Here is a 19,534-nt window from a genome sequence, read left to right as displayed (position 1 = left end):
CCATTTTTATATCATGAAAAAAGTAAGCTTGTTTCTGTTCATTTTTCTTCTGGGCATTTGTGTCAAAGGCTTTTCACAAACTACTACCGGCCCTGACTTTTTTAGTGGCCAATGGGAGATTACGGTGAAGGATACTCCTAATGGTAATGCAAAGTTCATCACCGACCTGACCCGTAAAGACGGTAAACTGACCGGCGAACTAAAAGATCCGGATGGTAACCGTCCGGCAGTACCTATTACTCGGGTTGAGGAGCAAGGCAACACCATTATCATTCACTTCGATAATGATCAGGTAGGTGATATCGGAATTGAACTGGCCAAAGTAGACGATAACAACCTGAAAGGGCAACTGATGAGTATGTTTGAGGCCGTGGCCGTGCGGAAAGGAAAGTAAGGAGTAAGAGCGGTATCTGTACACCTGGTACCCTCAACGTTGGCTACTTACTGAATTTGTAGCACCTTTAGCTCAACAGTATGTCTACGTAGCAACCGTCGGCCGGACTGTAAAGCCGGCCGACGGTTTTTTTACGGATACCTTTGAGTATCTCACCAGTTTAATTCTCACTAAGTCTATACAAGGGTTTCAATCACGTACTTACAGAAAAATGAAAGTCCAGAACAAAGTCATTGTCGTAACGGGCGGAGGAAGTGGTATGGGACGCGAAATCGTACTCCACCTCCTGTCCAAAGGGGCCAGAGTAGTGGCTATTGACATCAATGAACCCACCCTGCAGGAAACGGCAGCCTTAGCCAGCCAGTGGAACAAATCGCTAAGTACCTTTGCGGTTGACATCACCAAAAAAGCATCCGTCGAAAAGCTGTTGGGGGATGTCCTTACCAGTGTGGGCCCGGTGGATGGTATTATTAATAACGCGGGGATTATCCAGCCATTTGTGAAAATAGATCAGCTGGGCTACGAGGTAGTAGAGCGGGTATTTAATGTCAACTTCTACGGTACCCTGTATATGACCAAGACGTTCCTGCCGCATTTGCTTACCCGCCCCGAAGCACATATCGTCAACGTGTCGAGTATGGGAGGTTTTCTGCCGGTGCCGGGCCAGACCATTTACGGCGCCTCTAAGGCAGCCGTAAAGCTCTTCACGGAAGGATTACATTCAGAGTTGGCTGATACCCGGGTACGCGTAACCATCGTTTTTCCAGGTGCGGTAAAAACCAGCATTACCCAGAATTCGGGAGTAAGCACGCCACACCGGACCACCTCCGATACCAAATCAATGAAAGTACTATCAGCTGACAAGGCCGCTGAGATTATCATTGAAGGCATGGAGAATGACCGGTACCGGGTGCTGGTGGGCAATGATGCGAAAATGATGGATTGGTACTACCGCTTCAACCCGGCATCGGCAGCCAGAATGATCGCTCAAAAAATGAAAAGTCTACTAGCTATTTAGGGGGAGAATAGTAGCATTCATATAAAATCCCCAACACTAGTACAAGCATCATCTGCACAGATAGCATTCGTATGTATACTCACTTGCAGGTAGTTGCTCGTGCCCGGCCGGGCACGGGCAACTACCTGCTACTTCATTTCATTCAGCAGGTTCTTCAGGTGGTCAAGGTGCTTCCCGAACTTCTTTTGCGTTATAGCCCGGCTAAGGTAGTACTGAAACACCAGGTAAGCAGCATACGAAGAGAACCTGACGACAGGAGGTAACGAGTGCCAGGTAGCCAGCATCCGTACATGCTGATACAGCGGGATCACCTCTAGCAGGAGGATGAAAAAAATGATCACTACCCTGGCTACAATGGATTGCCACTTCATACGCTGCTCCAGCATCGTTACGTGTTGCTCCAGAGTGTTCTTCACGGTTTCATCCATGCGTTCCATCTTGCGGGTAAGCCGGTAGTTGCGGAATAGAGCAGCAATCATCAACAGACAGAAACCGACGTAGGTCCAGAATAAAAGGTGAGAAGATACGCTCTCTACATTCTTCGCGTGTATTACCATGACCGTTGACATTAGTACAGCAACGGCGGCCATCTGGCGCCGGTAAGCATTTTGCAGTCTGGCAATAGGTCCCTTACTTCTTTGGTGAATCAGTTCCATAATAGCTGGTGTTATTGGTTGTTTGGTATCTTCCTGATTCCAGGCTTGTTTTAAGTCTTCCAGTTCCATAGTCACTTATTTTTGGTAAGCTGCCGTAATTTGTCTTTGATGCGGGTCATCTTCACCCTGAGGGTACCCTGCGAGATGCCCAGAATCTCTTCCATCTCGTCGTAGTTTCGGCCTTCCATGTACAGCATCACTATGGCCTTCTCGATTTCGCTGAGCTGAGCAATGGCTTCATATAGTTGTATCCACTGCTCTTCTTCTGCTCCTTTTTCATCGGCTACATGGTGTGGCAGGTGCTCCGCTTCGTAAGAGGTAATAAATTTTTTCTGCTTCCGCAGGCCGGTTACCGCTGTGTTGAGAGCCACCCGATACAGCCAAGTACTGAACTTTGACTCATCTCTGAACTTCGGATATGCCTTCCACAAATGGATTACGATCTCCTGAAAGAGGTCCTGGCGGTCGGCTTCTGTGTATGCATACATCCTGCATACTTTGTGGATCATGGCGCTGTATTCGCTGATCCGCCTTTCAAATTCTTTTTCTGTGTTATGGTCTGCCACGCTTACGAAGCTTTTGGTAATTAGTCGCGATGGGGTGCTAAATGTTACACGTGCAGAAAAATATTTTGAACACGATTAGTAATCCAAAACAGAACAGCCCCGGCTGATTGGCTGGGGCTGTTGGAGTAAAAGAGATGATATCAATTATCTATAATCATAGCCTGTTTCAGGATGTTGCGTTTAGATTTTTAACCGGATTAGCATTGGCCGCTTTCAGGGTTTGTGACAGGATGGTCGACAACCCCAGAAACATCATGATCGCCAGACTAATTGCTATCTCTACAAATCCAATCTCCAGACTGTAATGCTGGGCACTAACCAGGAGATGATCAAAAATGAAGTACATGACAGGAATGGTGATAACGCTGGCAATGATCATCAGGAGTACGAAATCTTTGGAAAGTAGCAGCACGAGGTTTTCTGCTGATGCCCCCATTACCTTTCGGATACTTACTTCTTTGACGCGTTTTTTGGTGGTGAAGGATACCGTACCTAATAGCCCCAAACATGCTACCGTAATGGCTAGTATGCCCAGAAAGCCCCATAGCTTCACAATCATTATATAATATCGATAGGCATTCCTGATCTCTTCGGAGAAAAGCTGGGCCGTGAATTTACCTTCACCACCAATCTTTTTCCATAAGGTTTCCATCGCCGTCAGACTGCCTGCCATATCCCCTCTTTCTATTTTCAGATTGGCGTAGGTGAATCGATCAGGATTATAATCAAAATAGAAAGGCTCAATTGCATCTCTAAGATCTGAATAGTGGAAGTTTTTCAGGACGCCGGCGATACGTACCTCTCTTCCATCCGGTAAGACGAACGATCTGCCAATAGCCGCGAATGGATTTTTCAGATTCAGCTTATTTACAAACTCTTCGTTGACAATGATAAGTCGTGAGTTTTCCAGGGCATTGGTGCCAAACCCCCTACCCGCCAGCAGCTTTAATCCCATGTTTGAAACGAAAGCCTCATCAGTTGATAGGGAGGACGCCTCTAGCGAGTCTAACAGATGAGAAATTTGGATGTACTGTTTAGAGTCCGAGCCCACCCCCAGAAGATGCGATGACAGGGAAATTCTCTGTACCGAGGAGAGCTTTCCAAATTCGTTTTTGAAAATCTGAGGGTCTACATTCTGCAGCTCCACGTCGAGAAGATTCTGTTGTTCAAATCCCATATCATAGGATACCGAGTACTGATACTGTCGCATCATAATGACAACGGCCATGATGAAGCCGAGAGAAATCATGAACTGGGTGGTCAGAATGATCTTACGGAAAGATAAGCGGCCAGTAGACTGTACTTCTTTCCCTTTCAGGGCAGTGACGGGCGAAATCCTGGAGAAGTACAGGGCCGGAATACTACCGGCGGTAACACCAACCCCTACTGCGAATATAAAAAAGCCGATGAAGGTACCTGGGGTAGGCGACAAATCCATGGGATCTGTTTCTACCATCTGATCCAAAACATCTGTTCGTACCAGGTCATAGATCACATAGGAAAGAAGCAGGGCCAGCAGGGCAATGATGGTAGATTCCACCACGAACTGGAGAATGATCTGTTTCTTCTGTCCTCCCATTACCTTTCTCACCCCTATTTCTCTCATGCGCTCCAGAGATTGAGAAATAGAAAGATTGATATAGTTTGAACACGCGGGTATCAGTACCACCAGGGTGATCGCGCCCGTGATAAAAAGGAGCAGAAAATCCCATGTCATTCCCAGAGAATCATGTAGCTGAGGACCCGGTACTATATCATCCAGAGCCTGGAGCCTGAAAGTGGCTTTTATACTCTCTTTCCTGTATTTCTGCTTCCCAATCGTATTCAGAGACTGTTCAATAGTTTGGGGCTTTGACCCCTCCGAGAGAAGCATGTATACATATGAACCATCAAACTTTTTCCAATGCTCTTCCTTTTCCACGAAGGAAGCACCCTTATAAGATAGTAGTGTAGTATAGGAGGCAATGGCACTGAAGTGCATGTGTGAGTTTTCGGGTACATCTTTCAGGATACCGGTAACTATAAATTCTCCATAACCTTCCATTCTGACCATTTTCCCCATCGCATCTTTGTCGCCGAATATCTTGGTGGCTTCGGTTTGGGATATGACAAGAGAGTTAGGCTTGGAAAGCGCCGTTGCCTTATTACCCTGGAGTAAGGGAAAATTAAAAATCTCCAGAAACTCCGGATCAGCGAAGTACCCATAGAGTGGAATCTTCTTATCCTGATAGACCGCCTGCCCTCCCAGCGACCGATAAATGCGTACCACTTTCTCTACTCCGGTAATATCTTTTTCCAGATGTTGAGCAAGGTTTACCGGAGCTGATGCGTAGTGGGGATTTTCGTCATTGTCATAGACCTGCGTTGTTACCCGATAGATCAGATCCTTTTGCGGATGGAAATCATCAAACCGGTGCAGGAAGGTAAGCAGGGCAATGAATAACAAACTGAGCGACATGCCAAGGGCCAGGCCAATGACGTTTAGTATCGTAAAGAATTTATTCTTGGAAAAGCTACGGATAGCGGTCTTGAAGTAGTTTTGCAGCATATCAGTAATCAAGGGCTAGGGTAGGTAGAGTAAGATTTATGTCTATTATGAGGGCTTGTTGTTAGGCCGGAGCTGTATATGTAAGGCTCTGTGGTAATCGTTCTGTTCGTATCTATGCAAGTGCAGAGCCACTACAGCAGACGGTCAGCCTTAGTGACCAGGCGTGAGCATGAAGTACATCATCCCCACCGACAGCCTGAGTTCATCCAGGGCCGAAAAATTCGTAGGGTGAGCAATGTTCAGCCGGGATACTGTGTATCAGCCCTTAACCATGGATGAATGTAAAATGTATGGTTTCGTCAACAGGAGTAGCCGTTACAACATCGTGCCAGATGTGGATTCGTCTGATGTACAGATACTTACGGGTGGATTATCTGATTAGGTTGTCCGTAGTCGAACAGATTTGTCCGATTATGGACATTTCAAGTACATACGCATGGCTGCCGGACTTACTCTGCCTGATGTAGCTTTCGAGGCAGTACTGATGTAGTTTCAAACCCAATCTTTGGTGAGGGGGGAGTAGCGGGTAGACACTCCCATAGTACATGGCCTAGAGTTCAGGTGGTATATGTCGCAGCTATTTTACTCCTATCTGCTACATCTTTAGATAAATTTAATTTCTAATTAGATGATTTCCAGGTCCCTGCTTTGATAGGGCTTCAGTAGAGGGTCACTGGAGAGTAGGTCAGTGATCAGTACATCAATCCTGTTTATACCGCATACCTTGAAGTGGTCTGTACTACCTAGCTTTTCCTTGCTGCTGAGGGCAACGGTTTGTAAGGAAGCTTCTGTCATCGCCTGTTTTACTTCACCGTCCTCCCTTACAGCGGCCGTGATACCATACTGGCTGTCAATGGCACAGACGCCCATAAAATACAGATCGGCCATGTAGTTTTTTGCGTCCTTACAGGTTTGGGCTCCCACTGTTGTTTCGGTATTACGATCATAGTATCCACCAAGTACTATCAGCTCTATTTTTTCAAATCCGCGGATAATGGGTACCAAAGCCTGATTATTGGTTACCACGCGCAGAGGGACATCTTTAGGAAAATAGTGAGCTACGGCACACACAGTAGTACCTCCATCCATAAAAATGGTCTGCCCCGCTCTGACCAGCTGTTGCGCTTTTTGAGCGATAATATGCTTGCTCTCTGAATAGATATTTTCCCGATCCTGAAAAGTGAACGGATTCAAAGATCGGATAATAGCCCCCCCTCTGACCTTGGTTAATAGCCCGTTTTTGTAAAGCACATCAATATCTCGCCTAATGGTATCTTCTGAAACGTGTAACTCATGCGTTAACTCTTCAAAAGTGACCTTGTGCGACTGGCTTAACTTACCCAGAATATAGTTTTGGCGTTCTTCTTTTATCATGATGCGATATTACGCAAAATTCGCGTAAGTTTGCAAAACCAATTTTGCATGTATACATAGGGATAATCAATGCTGGTCGAAAACGTACTGAATGTATGGGTAATCATAAATCTTTCCTGGTCCTGATCTGTTTTGTGGCTTTTATCAGCCTGGGGTTACCCGACGGTTTGATAGGAGTAGCCTGGCCCTCCTTGCGTGTGGATTACGGAGTTTCCCTGGATTCTCTAGGAGGGCTGCTCATAAGCTTTACTGCCGGTTACCTCTTTGCCAGTTTCAACACTGGCTATATTATGTCTAAGATGCAGTTAGGAACGCTGCTCGCCTTCAGCTGCCTGGTTACAGGAGCAAGCCTGTTAGGGTACGCATATAGTGGGGTATGGGTAGTTCTATTGGCTATGGCGTTTTTTCTGGGAGCAGGAGGGGGAGCAATCGATGCCTCTATCAATACTTTTGCCGCCTCCAACTTCAGCACCAGTGTCGTAAATTGGTTACATGCCTTTTATGGGATCGGAGCTACACTAGGGCCTGTGATCATGACCTTTTACCTCGTGCGAGACTCCAGTTGGGCACTGGGATATACAACCGTTGCTATTGTTCAGCTTGTACTAGCTTTTATCTTTTTTCTAACACTTAAATGGTGGAAGGGCGCCAATAACAAAGAGGAAGAGGTAGTAGCGCCGGCAAAGCCCAGAGAAACCCTATCCCTTACAAGTACCTGGTTAAGCATACTGCTTTTCTTTGTGTACACCGGAACCGAAATCAGCGTTGGTCAGTGGATATTCACCATACTTACCAAATCACGGATGCTACCCGATGCTACTGCCGGATTCTGGACGAGTGTATATTGGGGGAGCTTAACGGTTGGGAGAATCGTGTTTGGCTTTATTATGGTAAGATTTTCTGTGCACAAGGTATTAACCGCCTGTCTGATCGGAGTCGTAGTAGGCGCCTGTCTGTTCGCCTTCAATTACTCTGAGTTTATCGTCCTGGCAGGTATAGTCATAATCGGTTTTACAGTTGCTCCTGTTTTTCCCAGCCTCATTGCTATGACGCCTGACCGTATCGGGGACCGCCACGCCGGAAATGCAGTGGGGTACCAGGTGTCAGCAGCCATGATTGGGGGAGCTTTACTACCGGGATTCGCTGGACTGATGATAGATTACTTTGGCGTTGAAGTCATAAGCAAAATCCATATTATAGAGGCAGCTATCATTCTACTAATATACTGGACCATCTCACGGCTCTACCCGGTTCCGGATAAGAGGGAGAAAGCTCCTGTTTTGTCTAGTTCATCAGAGCCGGAAATATGATTGAGAGCGGAACAAAAATGAGTTCTACGACGATAAAGATGGTCACCCATATTTTAGCTCGTCGACTCAGCGGTGGCGCCTGCCTGAGCACACGAATACCCAGGGGAACCAGCGCAATACACAAACCCAGTATACCCACTGCCCGTATTTCTGTGCCTTTTAGGGTCCCAAAAGGAACAATGACCATCATGCCCAGCGCAATTGCGCTAAACATGTTAAGTGTGCGGGAACGATATGATGCGATGGCTATGCAAATCCACCCAAGCATGATGTACCCATTCAGGTAGCGAAAAACATGAAACGCCCGATAGGAATCAGATACAGCCTTAGTTGCTAACTCTACATTTTGAACACGGACCAGTTGAAAGGCCATGTGATCAATTCCAGCATGAAAGGTTCGTGTAAAAAGACCTGATACTACCAGCACTCCCGCCCATATAGCCCACACTCGATTCCACTTTCCAATCATTGCTACTAAATACAGAATGCCAAAACACAGGATCACATTTCCGAGGGAATAAAGACTATAAGCGGCTGTGATCAATGCAGGATGGGTTGCAAATGCGGCTAATTGTTGGGGGAAGAAGAAATGAAACTGGATGCGGAGTAATGCTCCCGTAAGAATTAGTAGCGGACCTAGTATCAGACTTACACCACCAATCCAGGGGCCGGGAAAGGCTAACTGATCATTCAATTGGCTGTAATATACAGTATCAGAGGTCTCAGAGGGCTGTTGGTGGTGTATCATTGGATAAGGTATAGTATATAGCTTAAAGTTAGGCTTGCCTTCAATATCCTATTGATATTTGGTAGGAGTGGAAGAATGAACCCATAAATGGTTCATTTATAGCCAGAAAGGTGCCTTTATATACCTTACTGTATTAGTATATTTGGTATGTAGCTAGTACCTGGAAATACTAATTGACTACATATCCATTCCGAGAAATTTTCGCAGTAGTGTACTCATACTTTCTTCATCAAATAGTCTTGTTCGTTTTGTATTTTTTCAGAAGTTCTATAAGCTCTACTATGTAAAGATGGATACAGGCCCTTCATAACTGGGTAGTTATTCTACGCTATTATCCTCTAATAAGAGAATTCATGGCTGATTTGAAAGGTAGAAGGGTAGGTAGATACACTATTTAATACCAGTGAAGCAGATATAACATCTATTTTCCACTGGGATCTTCCTGATTAAGTGGCCTGGATCCATACTCCCCCACTTCCTACTAAAGCTCCCTGGAAGCTTCCAGACGTATATAGTACAGGGTCATACCTGGCAGTAACTACACCCGGGGGTATAATGTACTATTTATCAGGTCATTAGTATGCCTGATGCTGGCTTACATATTTAGTGAAAGAATAGGGTTCTAAATACGAGGGGAATTATATCATGAAAGAAGAGGAGATCCACCTGGGAGATATCAAGCGTTGGCTCTTCGGGCAAACAACGCCAATGTTTATGGTTGAGGTCCTGATCAGGACCATTCTTATCTACCTCATCTTGTTACTGGTAGTCAGGCTGATGGGAAAACGTATGTCAGGACAGATAACACTGACCGAAATGGCTGTGATGATTACCTTGGGTGCTATCGTATCACCCGTTATGCAGCTGCCTGACCGGGGTATTTTATTCGGTGTAATTGCTTTGGGTTGCGCACTTATTTTCCAGCGTCAGATTAACCTTTGGGGCTTTCTAAGTCCGAAGGTAGAAGAAATCACTCAGGGTGAAATAACGCTGGTGGTCAAGGATGGAAAACTAATAGTGGAGGAGTTGGAAAAAACGGCACTGACCAGACAACAGCTATATGCGATGCTTCGTGAGAAGAAGATATATAATCTGGCCGAAGTGGATCGAGCCTACCTGGAAGCATGTGGTATATTAAGTGTTTATACAACGCATGAAACAAAGCCTGGCCTTCCCATTTATCCGGAGTTTGATAAACAGGTACAGGCTACACAAAAAGATGTAGAAGGTGATGACAAAGCGTGCTGTGGTTGTGGAAATGTACAACGGGTAGCCGATGGCAGTATTGAGTGTAATAATTGTGGTGCAAGTGAGTGGAGTAAAGCCTACCTGTCCAATAACCTGATAAATCTATGACTCCTGATGATATCCGACTTTCTGACTGGAAAAGAATACTTCTTGGTGAAGTACCTCCCGAGTTCTATCTGGAACTAGTCATACGGACATTTTTTATTTACCTCCTTATTATGGTAAGTATGCGCATGCTGGGCAAGAGAATGTCTACTCAAATAAGCAGGCTGGACTTATGTGCCCTGGTCGCTTTAGCTTCCGCAGTCGGAGTACCTATTCTTGTTGCTGACAGAGGGTTAGTTCCCCCTTTTATAATAGCGGCTGTAGTAGTGGGTATAAATAGATTCGTGGCTGCCCGAAGCTTCAGAGACCAGAAGTTTGAGAACTTAACCCAAGGCGATATTGATGTACTGGTTGAAGATTCAGTCATGCGAATGGATCGAATGAAAAAATCAAGTATCTCCCGCGACAGACTGTTAGCTCAGCTGAGGTCTGAAAATTTACATCACCTGGGCATGGTAAAACGGGTATACCTGGAAGCTAGTGGTACCTTTACCCTAATAAAACAAGCCAATCCCCGACCGGGACTACCCGTCATTCCCGCCTGGGATAGCGAATTTATCAACAAGAAAATCAGGACAACGGATACCATTGTATGTAGTAACTGTGGAGCCACCAAGCCCACAAATGGCTCAGCTCACGGTGATACCAGATGTACAAGTTGTGGGGAGTCGAACTGGACAAAGGCTTATGTAGAAATATAGAACCTGGCCTGACTAGTGAATACGGGTCTTACCTCTACAATCCACCAGTCAGGCTTTAAGTATGTAGTTAGATGACACTTTCATCAATACAATTCCACCCACTAGCAATAAGGCAGCCAGTATCCGAAGCGCAGTCACGGGTTCTCCCAGCACAACTATACCTACCAGAAAGGCCCCCACGGCACCAATACCCGTCCAGATTGTATAGGCTGCTCCCAGGGGTAACGTACGCATAGCCACAGCTAACAGACCGAAACTGGCAGCCATGCTTACCATTGTGATCAGGGAAGGGGAGAAGCGAGTGAATCCTTGCGATTGCTTCATGAAGTAAGCCCAGACAACTTCTAAAAGACCAGCAATGAACAAATAAAACCAGGCCATAACTTGGATGTAGTTAAGCCGGGCCGTCCCGGGTTTTTCCACTGAGGGGAGGTCGTCCTCCTAAGATGACAAAGGTATACATGATGATTTAGTAGAGCAAGATCTACTAATCCTAATAAGTGACTTTACTACTTAATCATCAGTAAACATGCATTCTGCTTACTGCCTCTCTATGTAAAAAATGAGTTGTTTTGTTATAGGTCAACATTCAGTATATCAATTAGCAATCACCTAGACTGTATATCAGTATGTAGCAGTACTTCAATTCTTTTTTAATAAAAAAGATCCCTATATGAAGTATTCTGTCATCATACAGCTCATTTTTTGTGGTTGTATTTTAGGATGCGCGTCAAATACGGATGAACAGGAAGACGAAATACTACAGCTCCCTATAACTTTTGTAGAAGGCTTTGGTCCATTTGCCTATGACTATGGTGCTGTAATAGCTGAGCATTCTCCAGATGACCCCAGCGGAGCTGCGTGGGTAAAAACCTACAAAAGTATTGAAGGAATACCCAAGCAATGGAAGAACGTTACCAAGTCGATGGTCGTGATAAATTGGTATCAACTAGTATATCAGAACTTCCATCAGGGCAACATTAATTCAAGCTTTTATAAATCTCAACAAGAGGGCTGGAACTGGACACCAGATGAAAAACGCCTATCCAAAGAACCAATCCGCTCGTATGTGTATGTAATAAGTGGCATCGATCAGTCAGGGAAGCTCAGTGTTATGATTGACACAAACAATAATTGTGATTTCAGTGATGAAAAGGCTTTCCATCCTAAAATAGGTAGCTCACGCGAAGCTATGCGGGACCTACAAGACAGTCAGGAAATCGAGTATGATATTTACCAAGAGGGGCGCGTAGTAACTACCCGGATGCCTATGGTAGTCAGATACCTGCCTCATCAACCGAAAAAATATCAACTTGCCTATTCGTTTCCCCGATATGCCAGTACGGTAATCATGATCGGAAACACACAGAAAAATCTAGCCATTAATTTAGGATTTTCATCTCCCTCCGGCCATGAAGTTTCTGAGCTGGCGCTGATTGATTCAACAAAAGAAACTAAGGAGATTAAGTTGGATGATGGAATCAAAGTTGGGGAGTATGTTGACTTAGAAGTCAATGGAGAAAAAAGAAGGTTCCAAAACCTAGGTTATGATGAATACTATGGTGTATTGCGACTGAAAGGGGAGTCACTAAAAAATGTCTATTCCACCCAACAGGGATACAAGTTTAAACCGTTTGCCAGTCAAGAGTTTTCCAGCGGTAAACCAGTGTCAATGAATGACTATAAGGGTAAATATCTGTATGTTGACTTTTGGGGTACCTGGTGTAAGCCCTGTGTTGAAGATATTCCTAAATTAAGAAGCTTATATCAAAAAGTGGACAAGGACCGGGTTGAATTTCTGGGGATTGTGGGCCAGGATAGTCAGGAACGGCTGACAAACTTTCTAAAAAAGAATCCGATCGGCTGGCCTCAGCTCTTTTCTGACAGTACCAACAAGCTGGTTGAAACCTACAACATCAAAGGCTATCCATCCAGCTTCCTCATTGGACCCGACGGTGCCATAGTGGACAAAAATCTTCATGGAGAAATGTTGGAAGCTAAGTTTATAGAAATGGAATTATTAAAATAAAGGTACCAGAAGATGTTATCTGAAATAAGGTTAATATCTGATTGCACTAATCACAGTTCTGAAATGATCCGGGTACTGTTCCTGATCAAAAGCCAGACAGCTCTGTACCAGAACCTGCAATAGGTTAATTGATATGCTTATTGTTCAGTCAGATTTTAAATAGTCAACAAATCGAACACGTACCAGTGTCCCCTTTTCAGCTATACCTATAAAAAGTAAATGCGGTCGGGCATGTAAACATTGAAAAGCATCAGCCTGTTAACTATTGTATTAGTAAATCCTGGTAGGAAGACCTGGCTGACGAATGATGCACTACCCGCACATGCAGTATGCTCAATGACTGAGGTGTTAGTGAATAGAAAGCAACATTAATCAAGTTAGAAGCCAGACCAAAGCCCGCTGGGGGAGGAGCTAATGCCCGAATCCCTTACTGGAAGTACATTTTTCAAGCCAGAGCGGCTTGTTTCAAATGTTGACTCTGCCTTATGATAAGAGACCTGCTTATAATTGATGACGATCCTTCTTCTCTTTACGTATTAAAGATGATGGTCAACAAAGGCCGATTTGCTGACAATGTTATTACGTTACGAAATGGAAAAGAGGCCATAGAGTACTTTGAAAGGTTAGCTGCCGGCGAAGAGCAGGTAGCGCCGGAACTGGTATTTTCAGATATCAATATGCCAGTCATGAACGGTCTGGAGTTTGTGGCTGAGTACTCCAGGCGCTTCGCACACCTATTCCCAGCTATTAAGATCTGCATAGTTTCAGCCCTTATAGATTCCGATGAGAGAGCCAGGGCTCTGAACTACTCCAGTGTGATAGATGTGTCGCAAAAACCGATTTTATTACAGGATCTGGATAGACTGAGGGGGCTGGAAGGGATTAGAAAGTACTTTATTGGCGATGCATAGGTTTATAAAGTAGGGCAGGCCGGATACTACATCAGGTACTTTATGTATAGTTAATGCCCTTCCCCCGGGGCTACTTTATCATCTGTAAAGTTGGAACAGTAATTGCAGCGGATGCACTGCCAGCTTTTTCATTGTGATACAATAGTAGTAGTAGCCCCTGTATGTTTGACCATTTAGTGAGAGTACCCTTACATGAACTGACCCCGGGATTTGTAGCGGCTTCGGGATCCAGAGAGTTAACCAAATTGATCAAGGTAGCCTTATCCAATAAGGATAATTCTGTCATACTCCTGAAAGATGAGTATCAGGTAATGCAGGCCAGGTATCAGAAAAAGATAAAAACCGAACAGGATTTTGACCTGATAGCAGGTAAGCGGGTCACCGCCCTTGAGCTCGAGACGCAGGGGGATATGGAGGGAGCCATTGCCCTGTATGAGGAGTGTATATTCATTGGTGAATGCGAGGAGAATCACCTGGGCATCTACCATTTCTCGTATGAGGTAGAAAGGCTCCTGTACCTGTATAAGAAGACAAAACAGCAGCAAAAGGAGCTCAACCTGCTAAGAGAATGTGTAGACAAGTATCCGACCTATAAGTACATCCATAAGTGGAAGGACCGGCTGGATAGATTCGTTAGCAATGAAGTTAACCCCTCTTGATGCAGATTACACCAGGCCATTGGAGCTACGGCTACTCATAGTACCTTACTTCATCGATCAGGTTGCGCCGGGTGCGGTTATAGATATTGACCTTGTATCGCTGGCCTTCATGCACGATGACCCAGGCTCCTAACGGGGCATCACGCAGAGCCGACCCGCATGACTGCGGCGGAGGCTGCTGGCCGGGTGGCCGCCCCGGAAACCAGACCTTGCACTCTCCCGGAGGGGGGAGGTGTCCTTTGGGAATACCTAACTCACTTAATCGGTAGTTGCGTACCTCTCTGTCTCTATCCCTGTCTGTGTCGTCCGGTGGATAGGGATAACGCATTGGAGCGCAGCCGCTGATAAAGATCAGCAGTAGCAGGGAGTACGCGTATAGGGTATTTCGTGTCATCGTCAGCTTCTTTGTTCTTTAGAATGAGCAACACACAGACTACTACCGGGTCTTGTTGCTGTTACAACGAATTTCCAATCCCTACCAGCACAATCGAAACAAGTATTACAACAATACCTGCTACAAAGGTTCGAAAGGTTCTGGCGGATACCCCCGACCATTCTTTGAGATACAAGCCCCACATATTAGCCGTCAGAATGATGGTAGCCATATGCGTAATCCAGGAGGAGGCCCCATTGCCGAGCTTGCTCTCGCCCATACCATAGAAAAAGAACTGGAGAAACCACATGGTTCCGGCAATACCGGCAAATAGTACATTAGAAGCTATAGGGGTACTCTTATTGGTGTAGTCGCCAAAGGTTCGGTTCTTGGCATTCAGGTACATACACCACAGGAAATTGGTAGTGAGTCCGCCCCACAAGAGTACCACATAGGTCACATTGTTCTGGAACAGAGGGTTGCTGCCCTGCGCTACAGCTTCATCAGCCAGGGGCTTTCCTGCCTCTATGCCATAGTTAAAAAAGGCACTCAGTATGCCCGATATCACGGCTATGATCAGTCCCTTCGCCAGGCTGAACTCCTTAACCGAGGCTTTTTTGTCTTCTTCGGAAAGTTCGGCTTCTTTCAGCATACCCGCCCGGCCTGATATAGCAATGCCCAGTAGGCATACGATCACCCCCAGCAGCACCAGCTGTCCACCCGCGGATGCCAGCATGTCGGTAAAGGAAGCCTTACCCTCAACAGGATGAAAGTTGTAGTAGATAGGAGGGACCAGGGCACCAAAGGCCGATGAGAAACCCAATACCACCGAGTTGCCAAGTGACATGCCCAGGTACCGTACCCCCAGCCCGTAGGTGAGGCCACCGATGCCCCACAATAATCCCATCATGAACGTGATGGACTTGGTACCAAAGTCAGCTGAGGCAATGATGGCGGGAAAGTCAGGAATGGTCAGGTAGGCAGCCAGGGGAGGGACAAGGAGCCAGGAGAAGAGTCCGCCCACGATCCAGTAGCTCTCCCAGGACCAGCCCCGAACTTTGCTGAAGGGCATGTAAAAACTGCCCGAGAACCCACCACCGATCGTGTGGTAAATGATACCTAATACAGCTTGCATACTATGGAGTTATCTTTCTATGTACCTAACCCCGAAATATATCATTTAAAAGTGTCGCTTGTACGTGGATCACCAACAAAGAGTGTAGCAGGCTGGTATAGAAATAGGTATGCAGAGGGAGGGTAGCTGGAATGAATACTGGCATGGAGCTTCCCGATGCAGGTATATCAGGTAGTAGTCATTCCTCCGGGTTAGCTATTTAGAATTTCAGTATTCCGGATATGGCCTCCAGGCTTTCGGGATCTTCTGCTATTATGGTAAGCACATCATCCTTTTCCAGGATAGTACTACCACTGGGAGAAATGTATTTACCGTTCCTCTTGATCAGGGCTATTAAGGATGATTGAGGAAAATGCAGGTCTACAACCCGTTTTCCACAGGCCGGAGAGCCTTCAGTTACCCTAAATTCCGCAAATTCAGGTTTAGCGGCGCCCTCTATATATTTCACATTAATAGTGCTGGCCATGTCTTGTTCGGGCTCTGCAACCTGCAGCCAATTGGCTACCATGGGGAGCGTTGTACCCTGAATAAGTACTGATGTTAGCGAAATAAAGAATACCATGTCAAAGATTATCTGTGATTTCTCTACTCCTGCCAGTAAAGGATAGGTAGCAAATACGATGGGTACCGCTCCCCGTAAGCCTACCCAGGAAACAAAGAGCAGACTCTGGGAGTGTAGCCTGAAAAACCAGAGGCTTGCGAAGACGCTGAGTGGCCGGGCTACCAGAATCAAAAACGCCGAGATCAGCAGCCCGATGCCAATGAGGGGTAGTATCTGAGTGGGAAACACCAGCAGTCCCAGCGTAAGGAACAACACGATTTGCATGAGCCAGGCAAAGCCATCGAACGCCTTGATAATGGTCCTCTTATGGAGTAAGTCCTGGTTACCCAGGTAGACCGAGCAAATGTAGATGGCCAGGAAGCCATTCCCACCTGTGGTATCTGCTACGGAAAAGGTAAGGAACATCAGAGCAATGACCAGTACCGGGTAAAGGCCTTCTGAGCCCAGTTGAATCCGGTTGATTATCCGCTTGCTGAGCTCTCCAAAAAGAAAGCCAAACAAAACACCAATGGTAATCTGCTTGACGAAGGCCGGAATGATATCGATAATAGAAGCATCCTGATTGACGACCAGTCCGGTAAAGGCAATGGTCAGAAAGTAGGCCATGGGGTCATTGCTTCCACTCTCCAGCTCAAGGATAGGCCTCAGGTTATGTTTCAGATCCAGATTATTCGATCGTAGAATAGAAAATACGGCGGCAGCATCGGTGGAGGAAACGATGGATCCCAGTAGTAGCCCCTCGTAGATCGTAAAGTCGGTGATGTACCAGACAAATACTCCAACGGATACAGCCGTGATAAGTACACCAAGCGATGAAAGGGTGAGTCCTTTCCAGAGAATGGGGCTGATGGCGCGCCAGCGGGTATCGAGTCCGCCCGAAAACAGGATAAAGTTAAGTGCGACAATACCAATGAACTGAGCTGTTTTGGGATTATCGAAGTAGATGCCCCCGATCCCCTCTGAGCCCGCCAGCATGCCCGTAGCCAGAAAGAAGACCAGCGTAGGTACGCCGAAGCGATGAGAAACTTTTCCAGCCAGAATAGCAATGATTAGAAGTAGAGATCCAACTAAAAGTATATTTTCGGTAGTTATGCTCATTCATTACAGGCTAGGTACATACTGGATTTGGCAATGGTGGTAGTAGGTAATCAGGAATAATTAAATAATTAGAAAGCGGCTTTCTATGTTTTCTGATTTTTCAGAAGGAGCCAGCCGGGTACTATTCGTACATGTTATTTTCTACCGGACTCCTGACTTCGATCAGGCTTAATGGTACCATTATCTCTCCAAAGTAAAGTGAGAATAGATGTATCAGTTCATGGAGCGTAATCAGGGGACAAGTAAGATTGTAGGATCGCCTTACGTCAAATCTAGTCAGTAATCACTTTTTGACACTATCTTGCAAAACTCTCTTATGCGAAGTAGCGATCAATAGGAGGGAAGTCCTGAGTAAGAATTGATACAGGCTCTGCTCTCACAAAAGCTCAGCCTGGTGTATATATGCTGATTTCTGCCTTTTGTGAGGAAGGGCGGGCAAACGACATAAATCCAAGAGCTTTGCAGAGATCGTCACACCAATCCTTCGTTTCCACTTTACGCACGAGTCCACCCATACTTGTAGGTATTTTGCTGGGGGGGCTCATCCTGCTGTCTGGCCTGGTCTTCCCGGAAGGTTTGAGCCAGGTGCTCAGCCAGACCAACGCCGCTCTGCTTGCCTGGTTTGGTCGATACTACCTGGTGGTCGGGCTTCTGGTGGTCGCTGTTAGTGTGGGATGTCTGTTTTTACCCTTTGCCAAAGAACGGCTGGGGAGCGGGCCGCCGGACTACTCCCTGTTTAGCTGGATTGCCCTGCTCTACAGCACGGGCATGGGGTCGGGGCTGTTGCTGCGTGCGGTCCAGGAACCGGTATACTACTACCAGCATCCGCCAGTATCCTTGGTAGAAAGAAAACAGGTGGCACTGCAGTACACCTTCTTTCACTGGGGACTTACTCCCTGGGCCATGTACAGTCTGTTCGGACTCATCGTGGCCTACCGGCTCCATCGGCGCGACAGTACCACGTTTCTGCACGCGGCCTGTCCATTCGACGGTCAGAAATCCGCCGCCTTAAGTAACCTGTTCATGACCCTGATTACGCTGATCGGTGTAGTCGCCTCGCTTGCCCTGGGAGCTAGTCAGTTTACCGGTGGTCTGCAGGCGTTTTTGCCCGTTGCCGGGGGGCGTACCTTCCTGTTGCTTGCCGCTACCGGCATTGGACTGGTGGCAACTGCCTCTGCCCTGACCGGCCTCAAGCGGGTTATTCGGTATCTGGCTGATTTTGATTTGGCCGCCTCACTTCTCTTACTGGCATACATAGCCAGTTTCCTGGACTGGACCCGTTTTTTTCCTGATGTAGCAGGGGCGATGGGATCATATCTGGTGCATTTTGTAGATATGAGCCTGTCCACCGGCTCGTACAGGACTGATGTATCATTCCGCAACGACTGGACCGTTTTTTACTGGGCCTTCTGGCTGGCTTGGGTACCATTCACCGGTATTTTTATGGCGCGCATCTCCCGGGGGCGCAGTATCAGCCAGTTTTTAATAGCTACGCTGATCGTACCGTCGGCGGGTACGCTGCTCTGGTTTTCGATATTTGCACATCAGGCCTTCTCACTGATCAGTCAGAATGGTGCCTACGGGGGCGAGTTTGACAATGTGTTCACTTCCCTGTTCAGATTCCTGGAGTACTTTCCCCTTAGTAGCCTCACCGTTGCTATGGCTATGGGACTGGTACTGATCGCAGTGATCAACTCGGTAGATTCGGCCATTTTTGTACTGGGGATGTTCAGCCAGGATGGTAACCCCAATCCGGCCGCTGCTCATAAGCTCTGGTGGGGCGGGATCATTACCATTACGGCCGTGGGGCTGGTAGCTGTCGGTAGTCAGCAGGTGATACAGGCCGTCAGCAACCTGCTCATCATTATGGCCTTACCTTTCAGTGGGATATACCTGTACCTGATCTGGAAGTTTGTCAGCATGATCCGGCGCCAAAAAAGGAGTAAGAATATAACCTAGCTGGTATCTGAGATATTTGGGGCTAATTGGAACGGCTGAAGCCGTAAGTACTTGGGATTACCAGTAGGTACTCGGAGCTGGTTTGAAATGCAGTAGTTAGGCTGTTCCCCCTGGCGCAGCAGCATGCGCACCGCCCGTTA

Annotated in this window: 18 protein-coding genes; 9 read left to right on the top strand and 9 right to left on the bottom strand. The window is 46.5% G+C overall.

Annotation, left to right across the window (positions count from 1 at the left end; translation table 11 throughout):
• Positions 1 to 13 precede the first annotated feature (13 nt).
• Both JTN23_RS18615 and JTN23_RS18610 read left to right on the top strand, forming a co-directional pair.
• Entirely contained in the window at positions 14 to 394 is a 381-nt protein-coding gene (locus JTN23_RS18615; protein WP_247236535.1) for a hypothetical protein, read from the top strand.
• A gap of 211 nt (positions 395 to 605) precedes the next feature.
• Positions 606 to 1,412, top strand: coding sequence for an SDR family NAD(P)-dependent oxidoreductase (locus JTN23_RS18610; RefSeq protein WP_247236534.1), 807 nt, complete (start codon positions 606 to 608; stop codon positions 1,410 to 1,412).
• 128 nt (positions 1,413 to 1,540) lie between these two features.
• On the opposite strand, the gene JTN23_RS18605 is transcribed toward JTN23_RS18610, so the two are convergent.
• The 4 genes from JTN23_RS18605 to JTN23_RS18590 form a co-directional block, all read right to left on the bottom strand.
• Positions 1,541 to 2,068, bottom strand: a complete 528-nt coding sequence (locus JTN23_RS18605; protein WP_247236533.1) for a hypothetical protein — start codon at positions 2,066 to 2,068, stop codon at positions 1,541 to 1,543.
• Positions 2,069 to 2,139: 71 nt separating this feature from the next.
• Positions 2,140 to 2,634 carry an RNA polymerase sigma factor gene (locus tag JTN23_RS18600; RefSeq protein ID WP_247236532.1) on the bottom strand — a complete coding sequence of 165 codons (495 nt, stop codon included), beginning with the start codon at positions 2,632 to 2,634 and terminating at the stop codon, positions 2,140 to 2,142.
• A gap of 166 nt (positions 2,635 to 2,800) precedes the next feature.
• Positions 2,801 to 5,182, bottom strand: a complete 2,382-nt coding sequence (locus JTN23_RS18595; protein ID WP_247236531.1) for an ABC transporter permease — start codon at positions 5,180 to 5,182, stop codon at positions 2,801 to 2,803.
• Between the two features lie 624 nt (positions 5,183 to 5,806).
• The gene (locus JTN23_RS18590) at positions 5,807 to 6,556 is read right to left on the bottom strand and encodes a DeoR/GlpR family DNA-binding transcription regulator (protein ID WP_247236530.1); all 750 of its coding nucleotides are present in this window, start codon (positions 6,554 to 6,556) and stop codon (positions 5,807 to 5,809) included.
• Positions 6,557 to 6,651: 95 nt separating this feature from the next.
• Between JTN23_RS18590 and JTN23_RS18585 the strand changes: the two genes are divergently transcribed.
• A complete protein-coding gene (locus JTN23_RS18585; protein WP_247236529.1) occupies positions 6,652 to 7,866 on the top strand; it encodes an MFS transporter in 1,215 nt (404 codons plus the stop codon).
• Here JTN23_RS18585 and JTN23_RS18580 read toward each other — a convergent pair.
• Positions 7,841 to 8,614, bottom strand: a complete 774-nt coding sequence (locus JTN23_RS18580) for a hypothetical protein (protein ID WP_247236528.1) — start codon at positions 8,612 to 8,614, stop codon at positions 7,841 to 7,843. The two genes, JTN23_RS18585 and JTN23_RS18580, sit on opposite strands and share 26 nt — an antisense overlap.
• A 645-nt stretch (positions 8,615 to 9,259) precedes the next feature.
• On the opposite strand from JTN23_RS18580, the gene JTN23_RS18575 reads away from it, so the two are divergent.
• Both JTN23_RS18575 and JTN23_RS18570 read left to right on the top strand, forming a co-directional pair.
• A complete protein-coding gene (locus JTN23_RS18575; RefSeq protein WP_247236527.1) occupies positions 9,260 to 9,970 on the top strand; it encodes a DUF421 domain-containing protein in 711 nt (236 codons plus the stop codon).
• Complete coding sequence (locus tag JTN23_RS18570) at positions 9,967 to 10,668, top strand: YetF domain-containing protein (protein ID WP_247236526.1); 702 nt, start codon at positions 9,967 to 9,969, stop codon at positions 10,666 to 10,668. Before JTN23_RS18575 ends, JTN23_RS18570 begins: the two co-directional genes overlap by 4 nt.
• 48 nt (positions 10,669 to 10,716) lie before the next feature.
• On the opposite strand, the gene JTN23_RS18565 is transcribed toward JTN23_RS18570, so the two are convergent.
• Positions 10,717 to 11,049 (bottom strand): DMT family transporter, encoded by a 333-nt coding sequence (locus JTN23_RS18565; RefSeq protein ID WP_247236525.1) that lies wholly within the window; start codon positions 11,047 to 11,049, stop codon positions 10,717 to 10,719.
• Positions 11,050 to 11,341: 292 nt separating this feature from the next.
• Here JTN23_RS18565 and JTN23_RS18560 point away from each other — a divergent pair, with 292 nt between their 5' ends.
• The 3 genes from JTN23_RS18560 (at position 11,342) to JTN23_RS18550 (ending at position 14,267) form a co-directional block, all read left to right on the top strand.
• Positions 11,342 to 12,697, top strand: a complete 1,356-nt coding sequence (locus JTN23_RS18560; protein ID WP_247236524.1) for a peroxiredoxin family protein — start codon at positions 11,342 to 11,344, stop codon at positions 12,695 to 12,697.
• A 485-nt stretch (positions 12,698 to 13,182) separates the two neighbouring features.
• Positions 13,183 to 13,608: a response regulator transcription factor gene (locus JTN23_RS18555; RefSeq protein WP_247236523.1), complete on the top strand. Its 426-nt coding sequence runs from the start codon at positions 13,183 to 13,185 to the stop codon at positions 13,606 to 13,608.
• A 161-nt stretch (positions 13,609 to 13,769) separates the two neighbouring features.
• Positions 13,770 to 14,267: a hypothetical protein gene (locus tag JTN23_RS18550; protein ID WP_247236522.1), complete on the top strand. Its 498-nt coding sequence runs from the start codon at positions 13,770 to 13,772 to the stop codon at positions 14,265 to 14,267.
• Between the two features lie 31 nt (positions 14,268 to 14,298).
• On the opposite strand, the gene JTN23_RS18545 is transcribed toward JTN23_RS18550, so the two are convergent.
• The 3 genes from JTN23_RS18545 to JTN23_RS18535 form a co-directional block, all read right to left on the bottom strand.
• Positions 14,299 to 14,661, bottom strand: coding sequence for a hypothetical protein (locus tag JTN23_RS18545; RefSeq protein WP_247236521.1), 363 nt, complete (start codon positions 14,659 to 14,661; stop codon positions 14,299 to 14,301).
• A gap of 61 nt (positions 14,662 to 14,722) precedes the next feature.
• Entirely contained in the window at positions 14,723 to 15,775 is a 1,053-nt protein-coding gene (gene rhaT / locus JTN23_RS18540) for an L-rhamnose/proton symporter RhaT (RefSeq protein ID WP_247236520.1), read from the bottom strand.
• A 199-nt stretch (positions 15,776 to 15,974) separates the two neighbouring features.
• Complete coding sequence (locus JTN23_RS18535; RefSeq protein ID WP_247236519.1) at positions 15,975 to 17,435, bottom strand: potassium/proton antiporter; 1,461 nt, start codon at positions 17,433 to 17,435, stop codon at positions 15,975 to 15,977.
• A 459-nt stretch (positions 17,436 to 17,894) separates the two neighbouring features.
• Between JTN23_RS18535 and JTN23_RS18530 the strand changes: the two genes are divergently transcribed.
• A complete protein-coding gene (locus tag JTN23_RS18530; RefSeq protein ID WP_247236518.1) occupies positions 17,895 to 19,394 on the top strand; it encodes a BCCT family transporter in 1,500 nt (499 codons plus the stop codon).
• The last annotated feature ends 140 nt before the right edge of the window (positions 19,395 to 19,534 follow it).

The sequence above is a fragment of the Telluribacter roseus genome, assembly GCF_017355915.2.
Classification (GTDB): Bacteria; Bacteroidota; Bacteroidia; order Cytophagales; family Spirosomataceae; genus Telluribacter.
The sequence above is the reverse complement of the archived record's forward strand: the minus strand, read 5'-3'. Positions and strand labels throughout refer to the sequence as shown.